The organism is Paenibacillus sp. MER 180, from assembly GCF_023713665.1.
GTDB classification, from domain to species: domain Bacteria; phylum Bacillota; class Bacilli; order Paenibacillales; family Paenibacillaceae; genus Paenibacillus_B; species Paenibacillus_B suaedae.
In genome coordinates, this window is the sequence record NZ_JAMAVT010000028.1 from 1 (window position 1) to 17,458 (window position 17,458).

Annotated in this window: 17 protein-coding genes and 1 riboswitch; of the genes, 8 read left to right on the plus strand and 9 right to left on the minus strand. The window is 45.2% G+C overall.

The genetic code is table 11. The features are described 5' to 3' along the window. Positions 1-187: 187 nt before the first annotated feature. From M3661_RS27715 to M3661_RS27750, 8 genes are all read right to left on the minus strand, one after another. Positions 188-667, minus strand: coding sequence for a DUF6530 family protein (locus tag M3661_RS27715; protein ID WP_005549197.1), 480 nt, complete (start codon positions 665-667; stop codon positions 188-190). A gap of 151 nt (positions 668-818) precedes the next feature. Continuing rightward, positions 819-1,178 (minus strand): GIY-YIG nuclease family protein, encoded by a 360-nt coding sequence (locus M3661_RS27720; protein ID WP_251490178.1) that lies wholly within the window; start codon positions 1,176-1,178, stop codon positions 819-821. A gap of 40 nt (positions 1,179-1,218) precedes the next feature. After that, positions 1,219-2,178, minus strand: a complete 960-nt coding sequence (locus M3661_RS27725; RefSeq protein ID WP_251490180.1) for a vWA domain-containing protein — start codon at positions 2,176-2,178, stop codon at positions 1,219-1,221. Between the two features lie 140 nt (positions 2,179-2,318). Further along, positions 2,319-3,437, minus strand: coding sequence for an AAA family ATPase (locus M3661_RS27730; protein WP_251490182.1), 1,119 nt, complete (start codon positions 3,435-3,437; stop codon positions 2,319-2,321). Positions 3,438-3,449: 12 nt separating this feature from the next. Further along, positions 3,450-4,664: an MFS transporter gene (locus tag M3661_RS27735; RefSeq protein WP_065290937.1), complete on the minus strand. Its 1,215-nt coding sequence runs from the start codon at positions 4,662-4,664 to the stop codon at positions 3,450-3,452. 2 nt (positions 4,665-4,666) lie between these two features. After that, positions 4,667-5,146, minus strand: a complete 480-nt coding sequence (locus M3661_RS27740) for a DUF6530 family protein (protein WP_251490185.1) — start codon at positions 5,144-5,146, stop codon at positions 4,667-4,669. Between the two features lie 351 nt (positions 5,147-5,497). After that, on the minus strand, positions 5,498-6,052 hold the full coding sequence (locus M3661_RS27745; RefSeq protein ID WP_251490189.1) for a GNAT family N-acetyltransferase: 555 nt from the start codon (positions 6,050-6,052) through the stop codon (positions 5,498-5,500). 48 nt (positions 6,053-6,100) lie between these two features. Continuing rightward, the gene (locus M3661_RS27750) at positions 6,101-7,192 is read right to left on the minus strand and encodes a hypothetical protein (protein ID WP_251490199.1); all 1,092 of its coding nucleotides are present in this window, start codon (positions 7,190-7,192) and stop codon (positions 6,101-6,103) included. 271 nt (positions 7,193-7,463) lie between these two features. Between M3661_RS27750 and M3661_RS27755 the strand changes: the two genes are divergently transcribed. From M3661_RS27755 to M3661_RS27765, 3 genes are read left to right on the plus strand one after another with little or no spacing between them, the layout of a single operon-like run. After that, positions 7,464-8,624: an MFS transporter gene (locus M3661_RS27755; protein ID WP_251490218.1), complete on the plus strand. Its 1,161-nt coding sequence runs from the start codon at positions 7,464-7,466 to the stop codon at positions 8,622-8,624. A gap of 44 nt (positions 8,625-8,668) precedes the next feature. Beyond that, positions 8,669-9,604: an aldo/keto reductase gene (locus M3661_RS27760; protein ID WP_251490221.1), complete on the plus strand. Its 936-nt coding sequence runs from the start codon at positions 8,669-8,671 to the stop codon at positions 9,602-9,604. Positions 9,605-9,659: 55 nt separating this feature from the next. Then, a complete protein-coding gene (locus M3661_RS27765; RefSeq protein WP_251490230.1) occupies positions 9,660-10,418 on the plus strand; it encodes a DNA-binding response regulator in 759 nt (252 codons plus the stop codon). Positions 10,419-10,469: 51 nt separating this feature from the next. On the opposite strand, the gene M3661_RS27770 is transcribed toward M3661_RS27765, so the two are convergent. Further along, entirely contained in the window at positions 10,470-11,819 is a 1,350-nt protein-coding gene (locus M3661_RS27770) for a lytic polysaccharide monooxygenase (RefSeq protein WP_397376565.1), read from the minus strand. 359 nt (positions 11,820-12,178) lie between these two features. Next, a riboswitch (M-box (ykoK) riboswitch) is annotated at positions 12,179-12,351 on the plus strand. A 155-nt stretch (positions 12,352-12,506) separates the two neighbouring features. On the opposite strand from M3661_RS27770, the gene M3661_RS27775 reads away from it, so the two are divergent. The 5 genes from M3661_RS27775 (at position 12,507) to ftsW (ending at position 17,458) form a co-directional block, all read left to right on the plus strand. Then, positions 12,507-13,238 carry a response regulator transcription factor gene (locus M3661_RS27775; protein WP_251490233.1) on the plus strand — a complete coding sequence of 244 codons (732 nt, stop codon included), beginning with the start codon at positions 12,507-12,509 and terminating at the stop codon, positions 13,236-13,238. Then, complete coding sequence (locus tag M3661_RS27780) at positions 13,238-14,647, plus strand: sensor histidine kinase (RefSeq protein ID WP_251490235.1); 1,410 nt, start codon at positions 13,238-13,240, stop codon at positions 14,645-14,647. The genes M3661_RS27775 and M3661_RS27780 overlap by 1 nt, the downstream gene beginning before the upstream one ends. Before the next feature lie 82 nt (positions 14,648-14,729). After that, positions 14,730-15,284, plus strand: a complete 555-nt coding sequence (locus M3661_RS27785) for an FG-GAP repeat domain-containing protein (protein ID WP_065290928.1) — start codon at positions 14,730-14,732, stop codon at positions 15,282-15,284. A gap of 24 nt (positions 15,285-15,308) precedes the next feature. Continuing rightward, positions 15,309-16,274, plus strand: coding sequence for an LCP family protein (locus M3661_RS27790; protein WP_251490237.1), 966 nt, complete (start codon positions 15,309-15,311; stop codon positions 16,272-16,274). A 38-nt stretch (positions 16,275-16,312) separates the two neighbouring features. Beyond that, positions 16,313-17,458, plus strand: a complete 1,146-nt coding sequence (ftsW, locus tag M3661_RS27795) for a putative lipid II flippase FtsW (RefSeq protein ID WP_065290927.1) — start codon at positions 16,313-16,315, stop codon at positions 17,456-17,458.

The following is a 17,458-nucleotide window of genomic DNA, read 5'->3' on the forward strand; positions in this document are numbered from 1 at the left end:
ATGGCGATCCACCTGGATCGCCTAGAAAGACGAGGATAACCACCATGGGTTCTCTTACATCCCTAGACTGCAAAACAAAAGAAACCCTGTGCTTTATAAAAAGACAGGGTTTCTCAACAATCTGAGGGTGCCGTATAGGCACCCCAATAATTAAAGATCTGACGTAGACTCTGCCTGTAATCAGCACTTAATATCCCATATCTTTCAAAATTTTAGATAACGTACGCAGACGCTCGCCTATCATCTCATCATCATTGCTTAATGCTTGGCTGAACAGCTTAATATCCTCATTAATTCGTTCATTGTCCGTACATACCGCCACAGTCATGGCATCTCCTTGCAGGCCAACTCGGTCGATGATAGGCTGCTCGGGATCATAAAGATGCTCATATCGGTAAGCTTCACGAAAATGCTCCAATGAACGGCAAATCAGAATGGACAAATCAAGTACACGATGAAGAGGGAGCTCTTCTGACTGTCTGGACCATTTTTCTCCTGTGTATCTCCACACCTTAGCAGAAATATCAATCTTTCCTCTATCATTCCATTGGGCCAAACCTAACGAGAGGCCTTTGGCATCTGTATTGGGAGCGAGTCGGCCATCAATCTGCTCATAATTTTCTGACACGACAACAGGTTTATGTTTTAACGTAGTAGGTATTTTCATGTTCTGACCCTCTTTTCATTTACTAATTTACTAAATGACTGTTTCATCTTATCTTGGATTTCAACGATAGTCAATCTGCCGGGTAATCTGGGACATATAAGAAAGGGCGGGGAAGCCTCCCCGCCAAATTCTTGCAATGAACACCAACAACTTATTCCTTAGGTGGCTTGTTATATCCTTTGTCTCCATAGGGCTGCAACTTTTCAAGCCAGGGCTTTATGATTTGCTTCACTTCCCAGCGGATGTCGGTCACCTTATCGGTTTCCTTCTGCTCAAGAATCTCATAGGTGAAGGCACTAGAACCGAATTCCTTCCAATCCTTCTGGAGCTGAGCATTTGCAAATCTGCCCATGTCCAGCTGCATTTGCAGCGTGAACCATTTATTTTTCAAATTGGGGTAGCTGTCAATAAAGATTTTACCGTTTGTGTTGTTCTTGATCTGGATAACCCCCATGTAAGTCTTGATCTGCTTGTAAGCTTCAATAAGCTCCTTGCGCTTGTTCATATCCATGTTGTTTGTTCTCCTTTTCAAGGATAAAGAGTGATGTGAATTATATATACCTAGCGATAATTCGAACTAACTTTGCAGGCAGCTCATACAAATTTGTAATATCCAAAAAACGGTCATTCCCGTAGATGGCATGAATGATATCCTTGTCTTGACCGATTGCAGCTGCAAGGAATCGAACACCTTTTCGCTCATATTCCTCTATCGTTTGCTGCATGTCATTCACTGCATAATCTCCTGTGTAATCGTCCATTGCTTTGGGCTGTCCATCACTAATGCTAATGAGCAGCTTGGTTTGTTGTGGTGACACGGCTAACCGTTCCGCCAACATCCGCAGCGCCATTCCATCACGATTATTACTTCTGGCCTGAATGTTCATGAGTCTGAATCGGTCGCTTGGATCTGGCTTCTCAAAGTCGGTGTAAGCAAAGATCGACATTTGCTCCATCCTGGAAACATCAGCCGTGTCGCCGTAGATGAGTATGGGAATCTGGCAAATCTGACAAAATTCATAGACTGCAATAACCGCTTGCTTTGCTGCCTCCAATCTGCCAAATGCAGACATCGATGCGGATTCGTCAATCCTGAGGCCAACCACTAGGGAAGGGGACTCAGATGGAGGGCGTTTTTTGGCAAAATACCGATAATCCCTGTAAGCCACACTATCCGCCTGAAACTTGCTTCCATAGTAACGATTCCTTGTATATTCGGAAGACACCTCATGTTCCAGCAACGGAAGTGTCTTTCTGGCAATTTCCCTCACGATTGACATGAGTCCTTTGCTGAGACGATCGTAATCGTGCTGATCTTCTAGCGTATAGTCTGGTCGGTGAACGATAAGCTTCACCTTTTCATGAATCGTATTCGACACCATTTCCCTTGCGGCACGATTCAGTTTTTTGCGAAAATCGCGCTCTTTTTGTTTTTCATCCTCAGTCATTGGCGCTGGATTGGCCTGATGATATTGGGGGGAGCCGTCTTCACCCGTATCTGTACTTTTCATATCGCCGAGAGAATCCGCAGATGTTAGTGATGAACGATCCTCACTGTCTGCAGATTTTCTAAGTGCTATGCCTTTTTCCTCGGTAAGGCTGTCAGCATCATAATCAAGATCCGAATCGATATCTCCCCATGTCTTAATTTCTATTGTATCACCGATTTTTTGTTTTTTTTTACCTGATTCGCAACGTCCTCTAAGCTAGCAAGCACACCATTCTTCTCAAGTGCCTCTTCCAGAATCTTAATTTCTTCGTCATCGGTTGTTATTTTATAGATGACCTTATGATATAGGGACTCTTTGACGGAGGCTCCTCCAGCAACTGCATCTGTCCAGTAGAAAAAGGAACGCATTCCAGCCACGCCTTTGATGGCATTTGCCCGAGCTGTTCGATCCAAAATGATAATAACATCTGCTAACACGCTCAGCACCTTTTCATCCTGATACCCTGTTTTGGAAATCGCGCGTTCCATCATGACCTCTTTGCCGGGCAGATCCATCTTTTCCGAGTGTTGAACTCTGTCACGCAGAGCTTCGTTTAACGGTCTGGCCCCCGCATAGCTGCGATTTGTTGTAATGACTGCGATAAAGTCTGGGTGCCTGTGTATGATCTCGGTAGGGAGGTTTATGCTTCCGTCCAACTCCAGAGCAGAATTTAACGCCATTAGTACTGCAGCATCACGAATCACGTTTGGTTCTTGAATTTCCAGAAGATATCCTTTTTGATACGCTCTAACGATTTCAGATGGGTAAAATCGGTACTCAACAGCTTCGCCGTCGGTGTATTCCGCTGCACGCTTTAGCATCTGCTTCATTTGTAAGGCGGCCTGTTCCTGTGTAATCTGTAGCGCATCCATTAGCACTTCAGTAATGTGATGCAAACTATCGCTGTCATAGATTGCTTGCCATATGCGTTGCTCCGCAGGCTCCAGCTTCTCTAATTGCTCAGAAGGAATGACGGGCAATATCGCGCCGATAATATCGGATTTATCCATATCCGCAAAGCAGGTTACTTTCGTATACGGCAATCCGAAATTCGCAGACAATGCTTTGGCTAGTTGTGTTTTACCGGAACCGGCATCGCCTTCTAACAGAATATTAGCAATTTTCATTTCCCCGCGATCCCAATTGCGCTTTACTTCTTTACAAATACGCTGTTCTTCTTCGCTGATCTGATGAGAGGAAGGCTTCTTCCAAACCAGCCTGTTCTCTTCATCCGTCAGTTGTCTTGCAGGGGACAAGACATAAGTTTCATGTACATTCATTTCATGATTCTCCTATCTATCATGATGCAGATCTTCGTTTATCGGTTGTTTTTTTTCAATCAGGAGTGGGGAGAGCAAAAGGGTTCCCACAATAATCAAAACACCGCTCAACAGATATACAGTGAGAAGTGAAAACATTTCCTTCAAATAACCGGATAAAAACATGCCCATGACCATCATGCCCATAAAAACTGGAGTGATCACACCGGATACTCGACCCATAAACGAACTTTCCGTATTACGAACAATAAGCGTCTGGATGCCGCCATGAATACATGGGTAAAACAAGCCGCTAATTACTAAGAGAACAACAGTCAGCCAAATCAGACTAGACGCACCAATACCCATCGTACAGACGGCGGCGACAAGCAAGCCGATCGTGAGCAGCAACTGCGGCTTAATCTTTTTGGCGATTCCCATAATGGCAATTCCACCTACGAACATGGCTGCCCCGTTGGCCATTACAAACCACTGTAAATCTTGTTTGTTTAATCCCAATTTCTCGATGACAAGGAAGATTTGAAGCGGTTGAGTCAGACCCGATGCTAATCCGACAGCTGCGAAGGTCATGCAAAGTGTGCGTAACGATTGATTCGCCCCAATATAACGCAGCCCGGCCGTCAGCTCCTTGAAGAAGCTGCCAGCATCAGTCGTTTTCGATTCTTCCACATCGCGTGGGAGTGTGGACAATATGAGCGAAGCTCCCAGGAAGAAAACACCCGTCAAAATTAGAGATACGTTAATTCCAAATTGAATAAATAGAAACGTGCCGATGATAGGTCCCAATACCGTGAAGATGGCAACAAGCGTTTGAAACATCGCCATCACGCCTTGCAGTTGTTCACCTGGCACATGCCGCTTGAATAGTTTCATGGCTGAAGGCTGAGAAAACTGGGACAGACTGGCCGAAATAAATGATCCGATCAGGAGGGCAATCCATCCGTTATTCAAAACGGCAATCAACACAGCTACAACGGACAAGGCAGACAGCAGATCACTCCATACCATCGTTCGCTTCGGCTTCCATCGGTCGGCAAAGGTTCCGCCAATGAGTCCGAATAGGAAAATCGGAGCAAATTCCGCGACTGAAATCAGCGATACATAAATCGGATTATTGTTCGTTAATTCGGTAACATACAACAGAACGGCATAATTCCGGATCCAAATTCCGAGTTGCAGCAGCACTCGGGAGAGGATAACGGTTCGAACATATCGATTGGATAACATCGTCAATACCCCATATCCTTTAGTATTTTGGATAAATTGCGAAGGCGTTCGCTGATCATCTCATCGTTGTCGCTCAGCGTTTGACTGAACAGCTTAATGTCGTCATTGATCCGCTCATTTTCCGTATCAATTGCCACGGTCATGGCATCTCCTTGCAGACCAATCCGATCGATGACGGGTTGCTGCGGGTCAAATAAATGCTCATACCGGTATGCTTCGTGAAAATGAGCCACAGAGCGGCAAATCAAAATGGACAAATCAAGCACACGATGGAGGGGAAGTTCCTCCGAATTCTGCGACCATTTCTCTCCCGTATGTCTCCATACCTTGGCAGAAAGTTCGACCTTGCCTTTGTCATTCCGCTGAGCCAATCCCAGGGAAAGACCTTTCACATCTGTGTTCCTGGCGAATGGGCCATCAACTCGCTCATAATTATTCGACACGACAACAGGCTTGTGTTTTAACGTAGCAGGTGTTTTCATTTTCTCCCTCTTTTCAATTTTGTATTTACTAAATTACTAATTTACTAAATTACTGCTTCAGTTTATATTGGATCTCATCAGGAGTCAATCTTTTTTGAAGCCCGTTTTTTAAATCCCTGGTTAAAACTGTCTGGTTAGAACGAAAAAGAGGGGGGATGATCGTTATGATTATCGTGTTAAGTGAGTATCGATGGAGAATAGGGGAGAAAACGTATGTATGGCATATCAACTGTGAACGGAGAATTTCTAGATGTGTGAAACTGAAAAAACAAAAGAGCTGTTAAGCAAGTAGATCACTACCGCCCGACAGCTCGTTGTTAAGAACGTCTGAGTTATGTATTTGTCAATACCTTATCTCATGTATAATGCCTCAAATTCCTCTTTGGTCATACCGAAATACACCTCGTCGTGGTAATTCCCATTGGTGTAAATCATGCTACGCAGTCTGCCTTCCTGGATGAAACCAAGCTTGCGATGCAGGTTCATAGAAGCTTCGTTGAAGGAATAAATGCAAACGGTTGCTTTTTGATATCTCAGCTCGAAGAAATAATGCTTCAAAACGGTTAGGATCATATCACTGGCGTAGCCCTTGCCCCGATAAGCAGGGAATACAGATATTGCGTAATCGAAGGTCCCGTTTTTGGGGTCAGTGCCATCAATCTCAATGGTACCGACGACGTCTCCCTTATTGGCATCCTCGGCGATCCAGTAGAAATCATGGCTATTTTCCGAAGCTCCCTGCGAGATTTGCTCGATCCATTCCTCTATTTGCGCTTGTGTCCGTGGAACTGCAATCGAGTCCATATTTAGCAGTATACTGTCATCCAAACTGTCAAATATGATGATATCATCTGCAACAGGTGCGCGAAACCGAATACGCTTGCCTTTCCAATACGAAATCTCCATTCGTAAATTACCTCATTTCGATTAGATGGGATAGAATAAGTAGGTGTATTATCTTCTTGTTATTCGGTTTATCTTCTTTTTCTCCTTTATTATTTTCATTTTATAGAAACGCCTGTCTTTCTTTTTTTGGAGCACTTCACTGCATGCGTATACCTTTTTTAATAGGTTTAAGTAACAAGCGTTCGTGCGGCTGATCATCCACTTCCCATTTTCATAGCAGAGGAGTGCAGTCGTCATTTCCTGTTCTTTGCTCAAGCCAAGACAGATATCAAACCAGGCCTCACACATTGATCTCCCCAGTCCGGTTTCCTGCCAACTATCAAATTGGGATAAGAGTTGTTCCCATAGCTGCGCGGTCTCATAAGCCTCAGCATAATCGTTATTCATCACGTGCAGTTCAGTAATATCAAGGAGTGCAGAAGCCTTATCTCTTGGGTCATTAATAGAATCTAGTTCCTTTTGTTTATAATAGATGGCCTTCTCATAATTTTCGATTTCTTTGGCTCGATAATATAAGGTTGTGGTGCTAGCTTCAGCGTCCTGTTCAAGAATGGCAAACAGTCGTGCTGCCTCTTCATCATCCTTAAAATCGATTGCCCGAGACAACAAACTATCTGTAGATTCTTTATCGATGCTGTCTGGGAACCATTGGGCCATTCTTTGCATAAATGATTCGATATCTTGCTCTGTATAGAGGGTTCTCAATTTATCCTTGCGTTCGTAAAGGTAGCTGTTCGATTCCGTAAGTCCAACTTCCTCTATGTATGTACACGTTTGTTCCACTCCAACTGAGAAGATAAATTCGTCAAAATAACCGCAATATGTATCGAAGTTTGCGGATTTGGCTTTCTCAAATATCCATACATTTTCAAGCTTGCGGAATTTGGCCAGCAAATAAGAGAGAAGCAGCAAGGAATCCCCGTATCCTTGGAAGGCGTCATGAGTCCGACTCTCCACTTCATTCTCCATCAAATATCGAATGAAATCATAATCTTCCTCTCTCCAATCATACTGAAGCGCAATCGCTGCCGCATATCGTTTCCAATAGTTTGCGTCAGAATCCTCATATTCGAATTCTTTCCATAGCGCCTTGGAATTTCTGAACGCCTCGATATTTCGCATAATTTCTTTGGCTTCCAACAAGCAACCCTCCATTATCATTCTGATTGTAAACGATGAATGATATCTATATCACTCTGATATCCACTACTATATCTATCCTTTATCTTAACAAAAATTAAGGCGAAGCTTAACGTCTGAATCAAGACAGATGCTGCTGAAATTGATAACGTTATAGGTGCCCGAGCGAACTGCTCAACTAACTGCTCAACTAACTGCTCAACGGTTAGAAACAACCCGATCTAAAATGGAGGGATTCATTATTCACATTCATCAGGATAGGAACTCAACAATGTCCCTGCTGGCGCTTATGCTGTGCACGTTTGCGATCGGCACTACTGAATTTATTACGATGGGTATACTGCCAGAGGTATCAAGAGATTTGCATGTATCCATTAGCGCTGCCGGATTACTCGTAACTGGCTATGCCATTGGTGTGGCCATTGGAGCACCACTCTTAACCGCGATTACAGGGAGGATCGAGCGCAAACGGCTACTGCTCGGACTGATGCTGCTCTTTGTGATAGGGAACGTGCTCTGTGCTGTAGCACCTACTTATGCATTTCTGCTGGTAGCACGATTTGTGGCAGCATTTGCTCATGGAACCTTCTTTGGGGCAGGTGCGGTAGTTGCCTCTAAGATCGTTCCCGCGCATAAGCAAGCAAGTGCTGTTGCCATGATCTTTACCGGGGTTTCTGTCGCGAACATTGTTGGCGTTCCCTTAGGAACATTTGTTGGCCAGCAATTGGGCTGGCGCGCGTCATTCTGGTCAGTTGGTGTGCTTGGATTGCTAGGCACACTTGCTGTAGCTCTATGGGTTCCCCGTATAACTGTTCAAGCGAAGAGCCAGTTGCGACAAGAGCTGCAAGTATTGAAGAGCACACAAGTTCAACTCACGCTCGTAATGACGATATTGAGCTTTGTTGGAATATTTGCAGCCTTTACCTATGTCGCACCGCTGTTAATGGAGATCACTGGGTTTTCTGCCGATCAGATTACTCCAATTCTGCTTCTGTACGGAGTCGGATTGACGATAGGAAATACCTTCGCGGGCAAGCTTGCGAATCGACGCATTATGCCAACTGCAATCGGAGGACTGACCCTATCTGCTCTTGCCATGGGGTTGCTCTATTACACGATTCATGTGAAGTGGGCAGCAGTATTGACAATTCTGTTATGGGGTCTGGCCTCATTCGGTCATGTGCCCGCCTTGCAGATGCGCATTATTGAGAAGGCGAAGGGAGCACCTAATCTGGCATCATCATTGAACATTAGCGCTTTTAATCTGGGGATTGCACTCGGATCATCGCTAGGTGCTTGGGTTATACATAGTGGGTTCGGGCTCACAGCAGTGCCTCTTGCGGCTACAGCGCTTACGATCATTGCCATTATGGTTGCCCTGTATGGGTGGAGACAAGATAAAGTCGTCAACGAAGTAACTAGAGCGGTTTAACAGTATTCGTGAAATAGAGGTAGTTCAGAAAAGGAGAGATTCGTATGAAATACACGACATTAAAGAAAACTTCCATCCAAATATCGGAGATTGGATTCGGAACAAATGCAGTAGGCGGGCATAACAATTACACCAATGTAAATGAAGATATCGGGAAACAAACGGTTCGAGAAGCCATTGAGCAGGGAATTACGTTACTGGATACAGCAGATGCCTATGGGTTCGGGCGTTCGGAACAATTAATTGGGGAAGTTGTACAAGATTGCCGGAACAATCTTGTACTAGCAACCAAGGGGGGAATCGAGAAGCTCGAAGACGGCAGCATTCGTTTCAATAATCATCCCCACTATCTAAGACGTGCTGTAGAAGCAAGCATGAAACGGCTTCAGACGGATTATATCGATATATATTATATTCACTTTATCGATGAGCTCATTCCGCTAAGTGAATCAATCGGCGAACTTACTCGTCTGAAGGAGGAGGGGAAGATTCGTGCAATTGGTATTTCCAATGCGACTTTTAATCAAGTGAAGGAAGCGAATGCAACGAATGCAATCAATGTACTACAAAGCCCATACCATATGCTCGATCGTTCAGTAGAACAGGAACTACTTCCGTACTGTCTTAACCACGATATTTCGTTTATTCCTTATGGGCCTCTTGCGTTCGGAATATTGGGTGGGAAATACAAACCTGATATGACACTGGATGATGGGGATTGGCGGAAGGACTTAGAACTGTTCCAGCCTGATGTGTTCGCGCAGCATCTTGCCCGCGTTGAGAAATTAAAGGATATCGCAAGTGAACAGCAACTTACGCTGCCGAATCTCGCACTTGCTTGGCTGCTGCAGCAGCCAGGCGTGGATGCAGTTATTCCTGGCGGGAAGCGGGTAGAGCAGATTCATGACAATGCAGCGGCAAGCGGCATCCAGCTTCCTGCATCAACATGGAATCAAGTCAAAGTCGTTCTCGAAGGATAACGGATAATAACGAGTACAGGAACAAGCCCTGCCAATCATGTTGGAGGGCTTGTATTTGTATATTGGATTCGCAATTTACATTGCTTCTCTCCCTATATACAATAGAACTTGGCGCTTCTATGCGAACAAGGGAATAAGAGAGGGAAGCGATATGGAGCTATCCGTGTATACGAACAACCAATTTTTCTTTACATATGTCAGACATCTATTCGACGACAGAATGAAACTGACTCATATTAAGGACTGCCACCGATTCCGAGAAGCAATTGCCCAGGCAGCCTCCCGCAGCATATTCTTATTAGATTCGAATCAGATCGAGGATGACACATGCTTCACCCGCATGATGACAGAGACTAAGGTGCCTATCATGATCGTGAATCCAGATGAGAAGGATACATTGAAGAAGATTATGATGTGGGAGCAATCCATATCTGGAATGCTGGGTGTAGATACCGTGGAGGAGCCGATCAAGGGGAGTCATGCGAAAGAGATTGATGGAGCAGTTGTGCTGGGTGATAATCACACTCTATTTCACATCGCGAACCACTCCATACAGAGGCAGGGAGAAGAACAGGTCTTATCGACGCTGGAATTCAAGCTGCTCTATCATTTAGTACATCAAGATGGACAACCAATATCAGCGCAAGAGCTTGCGGATCAGTTGGATACCTCCGAGGGTGTTCTCTACATTTACATCAAGAAAGTTCGCGAAAAAATCGAAGCAGACCCAAGTCATCCGACCATTCTGCAGCATCTTAGAGGCAGAGGATATATACTTCATAAATCCAGAAGCATGGAATCTGTCATACGATAAGGAGCCCCTGACGAGTCAAGGGCTCCTCTCTACCCAAAGGCAGACAGCGAATTACGATTTCAACAGCCAGAGAGCGGGAACATTTGGAGGCTCCCATCCCACAAGAGACGTATGAGCAACAAGCGCCGCATAGGTTTTACCGTTATAAGTTACGAGCGCGCCAACCGCATAGGAGGTATTGGCTGCCCACGGTGTGGCCGTTGGGGCAGGCGCTGTTGTAACGCTTACTGTATTGCTGCTCGGCGACACATTTCCGGCGGCATCATAAGCAATGACCGTGAATGTGTAAGCGGTATTCGCCGTAAGCCCAGTCACTGTATACGTCACCCCATTTGTGGTAGCTACCAAGGTCGATCCGTTATAAACGCGGTATCCAGCCACGGCTACATTGTCCGTTGATGCTGTCCAAGACAGCTTCACGCTCGTAGCAGTAATATTTGAAGCGGTCAATTGAGATGGGGCAGTTGGCGGCTCTGTATCCGGCTGTGGTGCTGACGTCTTGAAGGATACGGCGTTGCTGTTAGCGGATTCATTGCCCGCGGCATCGATGGCTCGCACCGTATACGTATAGGTTGTATTCGGCGTTAGTCCCGTTAGCGCGTATGTTAAAGTGGTTCCATTTGTCGATCCTACGAGTGTGGAATCTTTATAAATGTTATACCCCGTTACGCCTACGTTGTCGGTAGAAGCATTCCAAGATAAATTGGCGGTATACGCCGTAACGTTCGATGCGGCAAGATTCGATGGCGGCGTAGGCGGGGTCGGATCGACAGGGGAACCGCCGCCGAAGTCCACATCAATGACGTTATAGAACGCGTTTGCGGTGTCAGCAATTTCCCACACGGCAAGGATTACTTGGTATCCCGTCCGGCTTGGAACATTGCACGTGTCGGAATAAGAATGCGGAGGCTGCTTGCCTTTATAATCCACGTTGCAGAACGGAGTCAAGTCGAAGGAGGCGCGGCTAAGCGGCGCATTCGGATTCCAATCCTGCTTCGTAATATAATATTTCCAGCTAGTTGTTGCGTGGTTCGCTTCAATCGTCCAATGGAACGTAGTCGTTCCTGGGGTAATGTTCACCTTGCTCCAGCGCGTTGCCGATTGTTGATCAAGCTCTGGAAATGCACCGTTAGCACTGGCGATTTTGCCATCAGCCGGCCCTGCTGCTGGAAACCCCTTATATGCTTCCAAGCTTTGCGGTTCATAAATGATAAATCCACAGTTCTTGTTCACCTTCTTCGCGCACAGATCAGCTCGGCTGCTGGGAGAGTCAATGTAACCGTGCGCCAATACAGTCCCCGAGAACAAGAGCGTGACAACGAACATCGCGAGCATGATTCCACCTGTAACCAACCATTTGCGCATTCCTGCGTTCCACGTACACGTTGCTGTCAAAATCATATTCCTCCTTCAAATGAGCATAATTTTACAACTAATGCTAATTCGTGTTGTTGTAGATTAGTGAAGTTACACCTTCTTTCCTGGCATTGGATATTTCCAGTCCAAAAAATTGGTTAAAAACTCATGATGAGTCTATACCGGATGAAAAAGGAGCCCATCGTCAGAACACAGAAAAATGTATACGCTTTAACTATGAGGATGATGAAAAGAAAATTTTTTAAATGTGATCGAAACTCCCTTCGAGTCAAGTGCAGCCTCATTCTTTGGCTATTATAAAATCGAGACCCATCCAATATGGAAGCTTGTCCGATCGCTTCATTGACAGTTTCGGACATTGAAGGTAAGATGCAGGAAGATGAATATGTCCTCGTTAGGTGAGGCTCCTATACGAATACAGGCCACTGCCCGGAAACATCGAGAGATGCCAATGGGTAGAACAGGGATTGCCGGATTAAGGCTTTTCATAATGTGGCTAAGAAGCGACAAGCTTCTTTACGTTGTATAGTGCCAAAACTGTACCAGGGGGAATGAAGCTTATTTGAATTGTGCTCAGCTGCAGCAACTATTCTCAATACTAGCTCTCCCATTTGGTAGGGAGGGCTTTTTGCTGTGTTTAGCACCATACTATCGCGTAAGAGCAATCAACAATTACGTCCGTATATCGTTACCTAAGGAGGATAAGTTGAGATGAACAAATCGGAAAGCACAATGGAAGTAAAGGGAGCCGTCCGCAATCACGTGCTCGTGGTGGAGGATGACCATCATATACGGCGTTTTATTTCGATTAATCTGGAGCGGAACGGCTTTCAAGTGGCAGAAGCTGCGATAGGCAGTGAGGCATTAATGCGATTTACAACGAATCGACCGGATGCTGTCATTCTCGATATAATGCTGCCTGATATGGAAGGCTTCGAGATATGCCGGCAAATCAGAGATGTGGATTCCGAAGTGGTCATCATCTTCCTGACAGCGAAGGGGCAGGATTTCGACAAAATTAAAGGGTTAGAGCTCGGTGCAGATGATTATATCGTGAAGCCGTTCAACCCGCTGGAACTTGTCGCAAGAATCAACACAGTATTGCGGCGCTCAAATCAGTCCTCACATGTATCCAGTAGAATAATTGAGTCAGGGCCAATTACCCTAGACAAGGATGCGAATAAAGTATGTAAGCATGGGATGAAGATCGAGATGACTCCGAAGGAGTATGGCATGATTAAGGCATTTCTTGAACATCCCGACAAGGCATTATCGCGCGATGAATTATTGAATTTAGCTTGGGGAGAGGATTTTGTCGGTGACCCGAAGACAGTCGATGTCCACGTTCGCAAACTGCGAGAGAAAATTGAGGACGACAGTTCGAATCCGAGACGAATTGAGACGGTATGGGGGATGGGCTACCGCTGGAAGAGAGGCGAATAATGATAGGTATCCAGCAGAGATTAGTAGGCAGCTATTTAGCTGTTATATTAACAACGGTATGCATCTTAGAAGTCATCTTGATTACGTCAGTGAACTATTATTATCACTACAATGTAGAACGAGCGCTCATTAATCAGGCGCAGATCTCAGCCGCCTTTTTTCAGCAATATTTTGCTGAGGAAGAAGTAACGGAACAGTCAGAGAAGCTCGTACGAGCTTTCTCCCAACATACTTCTGCACAGGTGCAGATCATGGATGCTGCTGGACACATCATTCAAGATTCATATAGTACGCATGCAGGCAAGGAGATCATTCATTACACCGATGTACAGCAAGCTGCTGAAGGTGAGGTAGGCACTTGGCGCGGTTTTGACGATGACACCAATGAGCATATTGTTTCGGTATCCTATCCGCTCCAATCCGAAGGCAAGACTGTTGGAATTGTCCGCTTTATCAGCTCACTGACCGGTACAATCGATGCTGTCCGCTATATTTCCATCTTGTTCATATTGGCAGGAGTACTTGTTGTTGTCATTGTAGCTATGCTTAGTATTTTTCTATCTCGAACCATTACGGGGCCCATCCGCGAATTAAAAAAAGCAGCGGAAGTCATGGCAGATGGCAATTTCTCAATCCGCGCCAAAAAGATGTACCGGGATGAATTAGGCACACTGGCAGACACGATGAATGCAATGGCTTCCCGAATTAGCCGCAATGAGCAGCTTAAGAATGAATTTATCTCCTCTGTCTCGCACGAGATTCGAACTCCGTTAACGAATATTAAGGGATGGGCTGTCACGTTGAAAGCAGGTGGAACACGTGAAGATGAGTTGGTAACGGAAGGACTGGATATTATTGAATCCGAGACCGATCGCCTATCCCAATTGGTAGATGAATTATTGGATTTCTCTAAGCTGGATGGCGGCAGGCTGGAATTAGCATTCAGCCTTGTTGATGTACCACGTCTAGTTCAACAGATCGGTATATTGCTCTCACCGAGAGCTGCCCGCTTAGGAATCAAGCTTCATATTCATTCAGATCCTATGTTCCCTATAATCTCTGCTGACGAGAACCGTCTGAGACAAGTACTCATTAACCTATTAGATAACGCGTTTAAATTTACGAACGAACAGGGAGAGATTGATTTGAATGCGCGTGCCTTCGAACATGAAGTCATGATTTGTGTCAGAGACACAGGCTCCGGTATTCAAGAGCATGAACTGGGCATGGTCATGAAGAAATTTTACAAAGGGAAGAATAGTCCGACGGGTAGTGGTCTGGGATTGTCTATTAGTGAAGAGATTATTCGTCTACATCAAGGCAGAATTGAGATGGAGAGTGAGCAGGGCATTGGTACCGAAGTTCGAATCTATCTTCCTATTCATCATGAGATTGGCAGAGAAATTTAACGATTTCATAACCCTTTCATAGAATTGAAAATATACACTAGTACATGGAATACGGACAGGCAAGGAAAGTGGGCGTGAGCAAATGAAAAAACAGATTGTGCGGCAAGTATTGATTTGGGGTGTTCTTATCTGGACAGTTGGCTGTGGTGTTCCGGCAGCGCCAATCGACCTCATTCAGTCACCGATACCCGCCAGTCATATCCATGAAGCTGCTGTTCGCCGAGCATTACCAGACGGTTCCCGATTATTAATCCCGAAGCATGGGGGAGGGAATACAGGAATTTCGTACGGCGACTTTGATGGGGATGGCCACGATGAAGCAATCATCGTATACGAAGAGAATGTGCGTAATGAGAAATTGCGTAAAGCAGCCTTACTCAGATATGAGAATAAGCAGTGGAACATTGTCTGGAATACGAAGGGCTATGGATACGGACTGGATTATGCAGGTATGGCCGACGTCAACAAGGACGGCTTGCCGGAAATCATTTTGGGTTGGACAATGGGTGGCGGCGAAAATGGACTGGATGTGTACACCTGGAGAGATAAAGATGTAAAACTATGGGACAAAAAAACATACAGCGGGCTAATTGATATCCATGAAGAGGATCATTCTGGGAAGTCACAAGAGAAGTAGGGAATGAAAGAGAAAGGAGAAGCTATGAAAATCAAGAAAAAGTGGATCGTAATCTCGCTGTCATTCGTGCTCGTTATGACAGTGGGATATGTACTGCGCAAGGAACTTGCCCTCCTGACTTTTGACATGTTCCTCTCGAATCAGGTGGAGAAGAAGCTGGAGGAGACATATAAGCCGATAACGATCAAAGATCCATTAGTGCATGACGAGCCATTTTCGGTTCTGCTTCTCGGCATCGATCAGCGGGATAAGGAGGTAGGACGATCCGATTCCATCATCTACTCCATCGTGAGGCGCAAGGAGAATCGGATCCTGTTAATATCCGTTCCACGCGATAGCTACACCGAGATTGTAGGAAAGAACAAGCAAGACAAAATCGCCCACGCTTATGCATTTGGCGGGGCGAAGATGAGCATCGACAGTGTTGAGCAGTTGCTTAAGCATCCCGTTACCCATTATGCAGCGATCAATTTCACCGGATTCAAGAACGTCGTGGATGCGTTAGGTGGAATTAAGTTACCGATAACAGAGGATATCGTAAATAAAAACTGGAATCATGACAAATTCAGAATTGAAGCGAACAAGCCAATCTATAACGGACTTGAGGCTCTCAACTTTGTACGCTACCGCGAGGATTCCGATATGAATCGCATGATGCGCAATCGGATCTTTTTGCAGGCGGTTGCAGAACGGGCGGTACAGCTTGATAAATTTAGCCATATTCCAGAAATACTCGATATCGCTGGCGATCACTTCTCAACAGATATTGCCCCTACTGATCTGATTGACTTAGCCAAGTCCATTTTCATGAAGGACAGCATTCCACAATTTAGTACCTATGCATTAGATGGGGAAGGTATGATGATGCATGATATATGGTATTACAAGCTGGACGAGGAGGATCTTGCGTATGCGCGTAAGCTCATTGCGAACTGGCTTGATCCTACCATAACAGCTGAACATTTGATGGAGCCTAAATCTAAGCATTAGTTTGCATTCTCTCCCGTGCAAGAACGGAGGCATATGAGATGGAACCTACAATCACAAGAGGACGACCTGATTTCCTCTTACTCCTTTCGGTCGTGCTGCTCGCCTGTTTTGGAATGGCTATGATCTTTAGTGCTAGTTCCGCATTAAGCAGCTTGAAGCATGAGGATCCATGGTATTACACGTCGAGACAGGTCAAGTTCGCTTGCATTGGACTCCTTGGTATGTTTGTGATGATGAATATTCCAATACGATTCTGGAAGAAGACGGCACCCTATCTCCTGCTGCTATCGGTAGTGATGCTGATTGTCGTAATGGCAGCCGGAAGCAGTATGAATGGGGCGAGAAGATGGATTGTTGTGGGCGGATTTCAGTTTCAACCCGTGGAATTTACGAAGCTTGCCCTCATTATGTACATATCATCACTTATCAGTAACAAGGGAGAACGCATTCGAAGCTTCAAGAAAGGCCTGCTGCCTATTCTCATTGTCGTCAGCTTCATTTCCTTGCTCATTATGAAGCAGCCTGATTTCGGGGCAGTGCTTATGCTGCTCTTCATCTGTCTTACCGTCATGATTGTTGGCGGTGTGCATTTGCGTCAACTAGCCGTTTTATTTCTTGCTGCTCTCCCTGTCCTCTTCTTCTTGGCATTCAGTCAGAGCTATCGCTTGCAACGGATTGCTTCATTTATAAATCCGTATGATGACCAACAGGGTTCAGGCTATCAACTGATTCAATCCATCTATGCATTGGCACATGGTGGTATAACAGGAACCGGATTCGGTCATGGAATTCAGAAGCTGTTCTATCTACCTGAAGCGCATACGGATTTTATATTTGCGGTCATTGGAGAAGAATTCGGCTTTCTTGGCTCATGTCTGGTTGTATTCGTTTTCTTTGTCCTAGTTGTAAGAGGCTTCATGTCTGCGCTGAATAGTGATGATCCATTTGCGATTATGCTAGGTACCGGAATCGTCAGTATGATCTTTATTCAGTTCATGCTTAACTTAGGAGCAGTGACCGGTTTACTTCCCATTACTGGAGTTCCGCTTCCCTTTGTCAGTTATGGAGGCTCCTCCTTAATTCTATGTATGGCAAGTACGGGCATTATTCTTAGCATTTCTCGTGATAATTATCGAAGACAGCAGCTGCAAGGCAGCGGTCGGAAAGGAATTCATAAGGAATAG

What these genes read in the sequence shown, in the direction of transcription:
- ftsW (WP_065290927.1), top strand. Translation starts at nt 16,313, where the DNA reads ATGGAACCTACAATCACAAGAGGACGACCTGATTTCCTCTTACTCCTT.
- M3661_RS27725 (WP_251490180.1), bottom strand. Translation starts at nt 2,178, where the DNA reads ATGAAAAGTACAGATACGGGTGAAGACGGCTCCCCCCAATATCATCAG.
- M3661_RS27770 (WP_397376565.1), bottom strand. Translation starts at nt 11,819, where the DNA reads ATGATTTTGACAGCAACGTGTACGTGGAACGCAGGAATGCGCAAATGG.
- M3661_RS27785 (WP_065290928.1), top strand. Translation starts at nt 14,730, where the DNA reads ATGAAAAAACAGATTGTGCGGCAAGTATTGATTTGGGGTGTTCTTATC.
- M3661_RS27790 (WP_251490237.1), top strand. Translation starts at nt 15,309, where the DNA reads ATGAAAATCAAGAAAAAGTGGATCGTAATCTCGCTGTCATTCGTGCTC.
- M3661_RS27715 (WP_005549197.1), bottom strand. Translation starts at nt 667, where the DNA reads ATGAAAATACCTACTACGTTAAAACATAAACCTGTTGTCGTGTCAGAA.
- M3661_RS27780 (WP_251490235.1), top strand. Translation starts at nt 13,238, where the DNA reads ATGATAGGTATCCAGCAGAGATTAGTAGGCAGCTATTTAGCTGTTATA.
- M3661_RS27760 (WP_251490221.1), top strand. Translation starts at nt 8,669, where the DNA reads ATGAAATACACGACATTAAAGAAAACTTCCATCCAAATATCGGAGATT.
- M3661_RS27775 (WP_251490233.1), top strand. Translation starts at nt 12,507, where the DNA reads ATGAACAAATCGGAAAGCACAATGGAAGTAAAGGGAGCCGTCCGCAAT.
- M3661_RS27735 (WP_065290937.1), bottom strand. Translation starts at nt 4,664, where the DNA reads ATGTTATCCAATCGATATGTTCGAACCGTTATCCTCTCCCGAGTGCTG.
- M3661_RS27755 (WP_251490218.1), top strand. Translation starts at nt 7,464, where the DNA reads ATGTCCCTGCTGGCGCTTATGCTGTGCACGTTTGCGATCGGCACTACT.
- M3661_RS27745 (WP_251490189.1), bottom strand. Translation starts at nt 6,052, where the DNA reads ATGGAGATTTCGTATTGGAAAGGCAAGCGTATTCGGTTTCGCGCACCT.
- M3661_RS27720 (WP_251490178.1), bottom strand. Translation starts at nt 1,178, where the DNA reads ATGGATATGAACAAGCGCAAGGAGCTTATTGAAGCTTACAAGCAGATC.
- M3661_RS27730 (WP_251490182.1), bottom strand. Translation starts at nt 3,437, where the DNA reads ATGAATGTACATGAAACTTATGTCTTGTCCCCTGCAAGACAACTGACG.
- M3661_RS27740 (WP_251490185.1), bottom strand. Translation starts at nt 5,146, where the DNA reads ATGAAAACACCTGCTACGTTAAAACACAAGCCTGTTGTCGTGTCGAAT.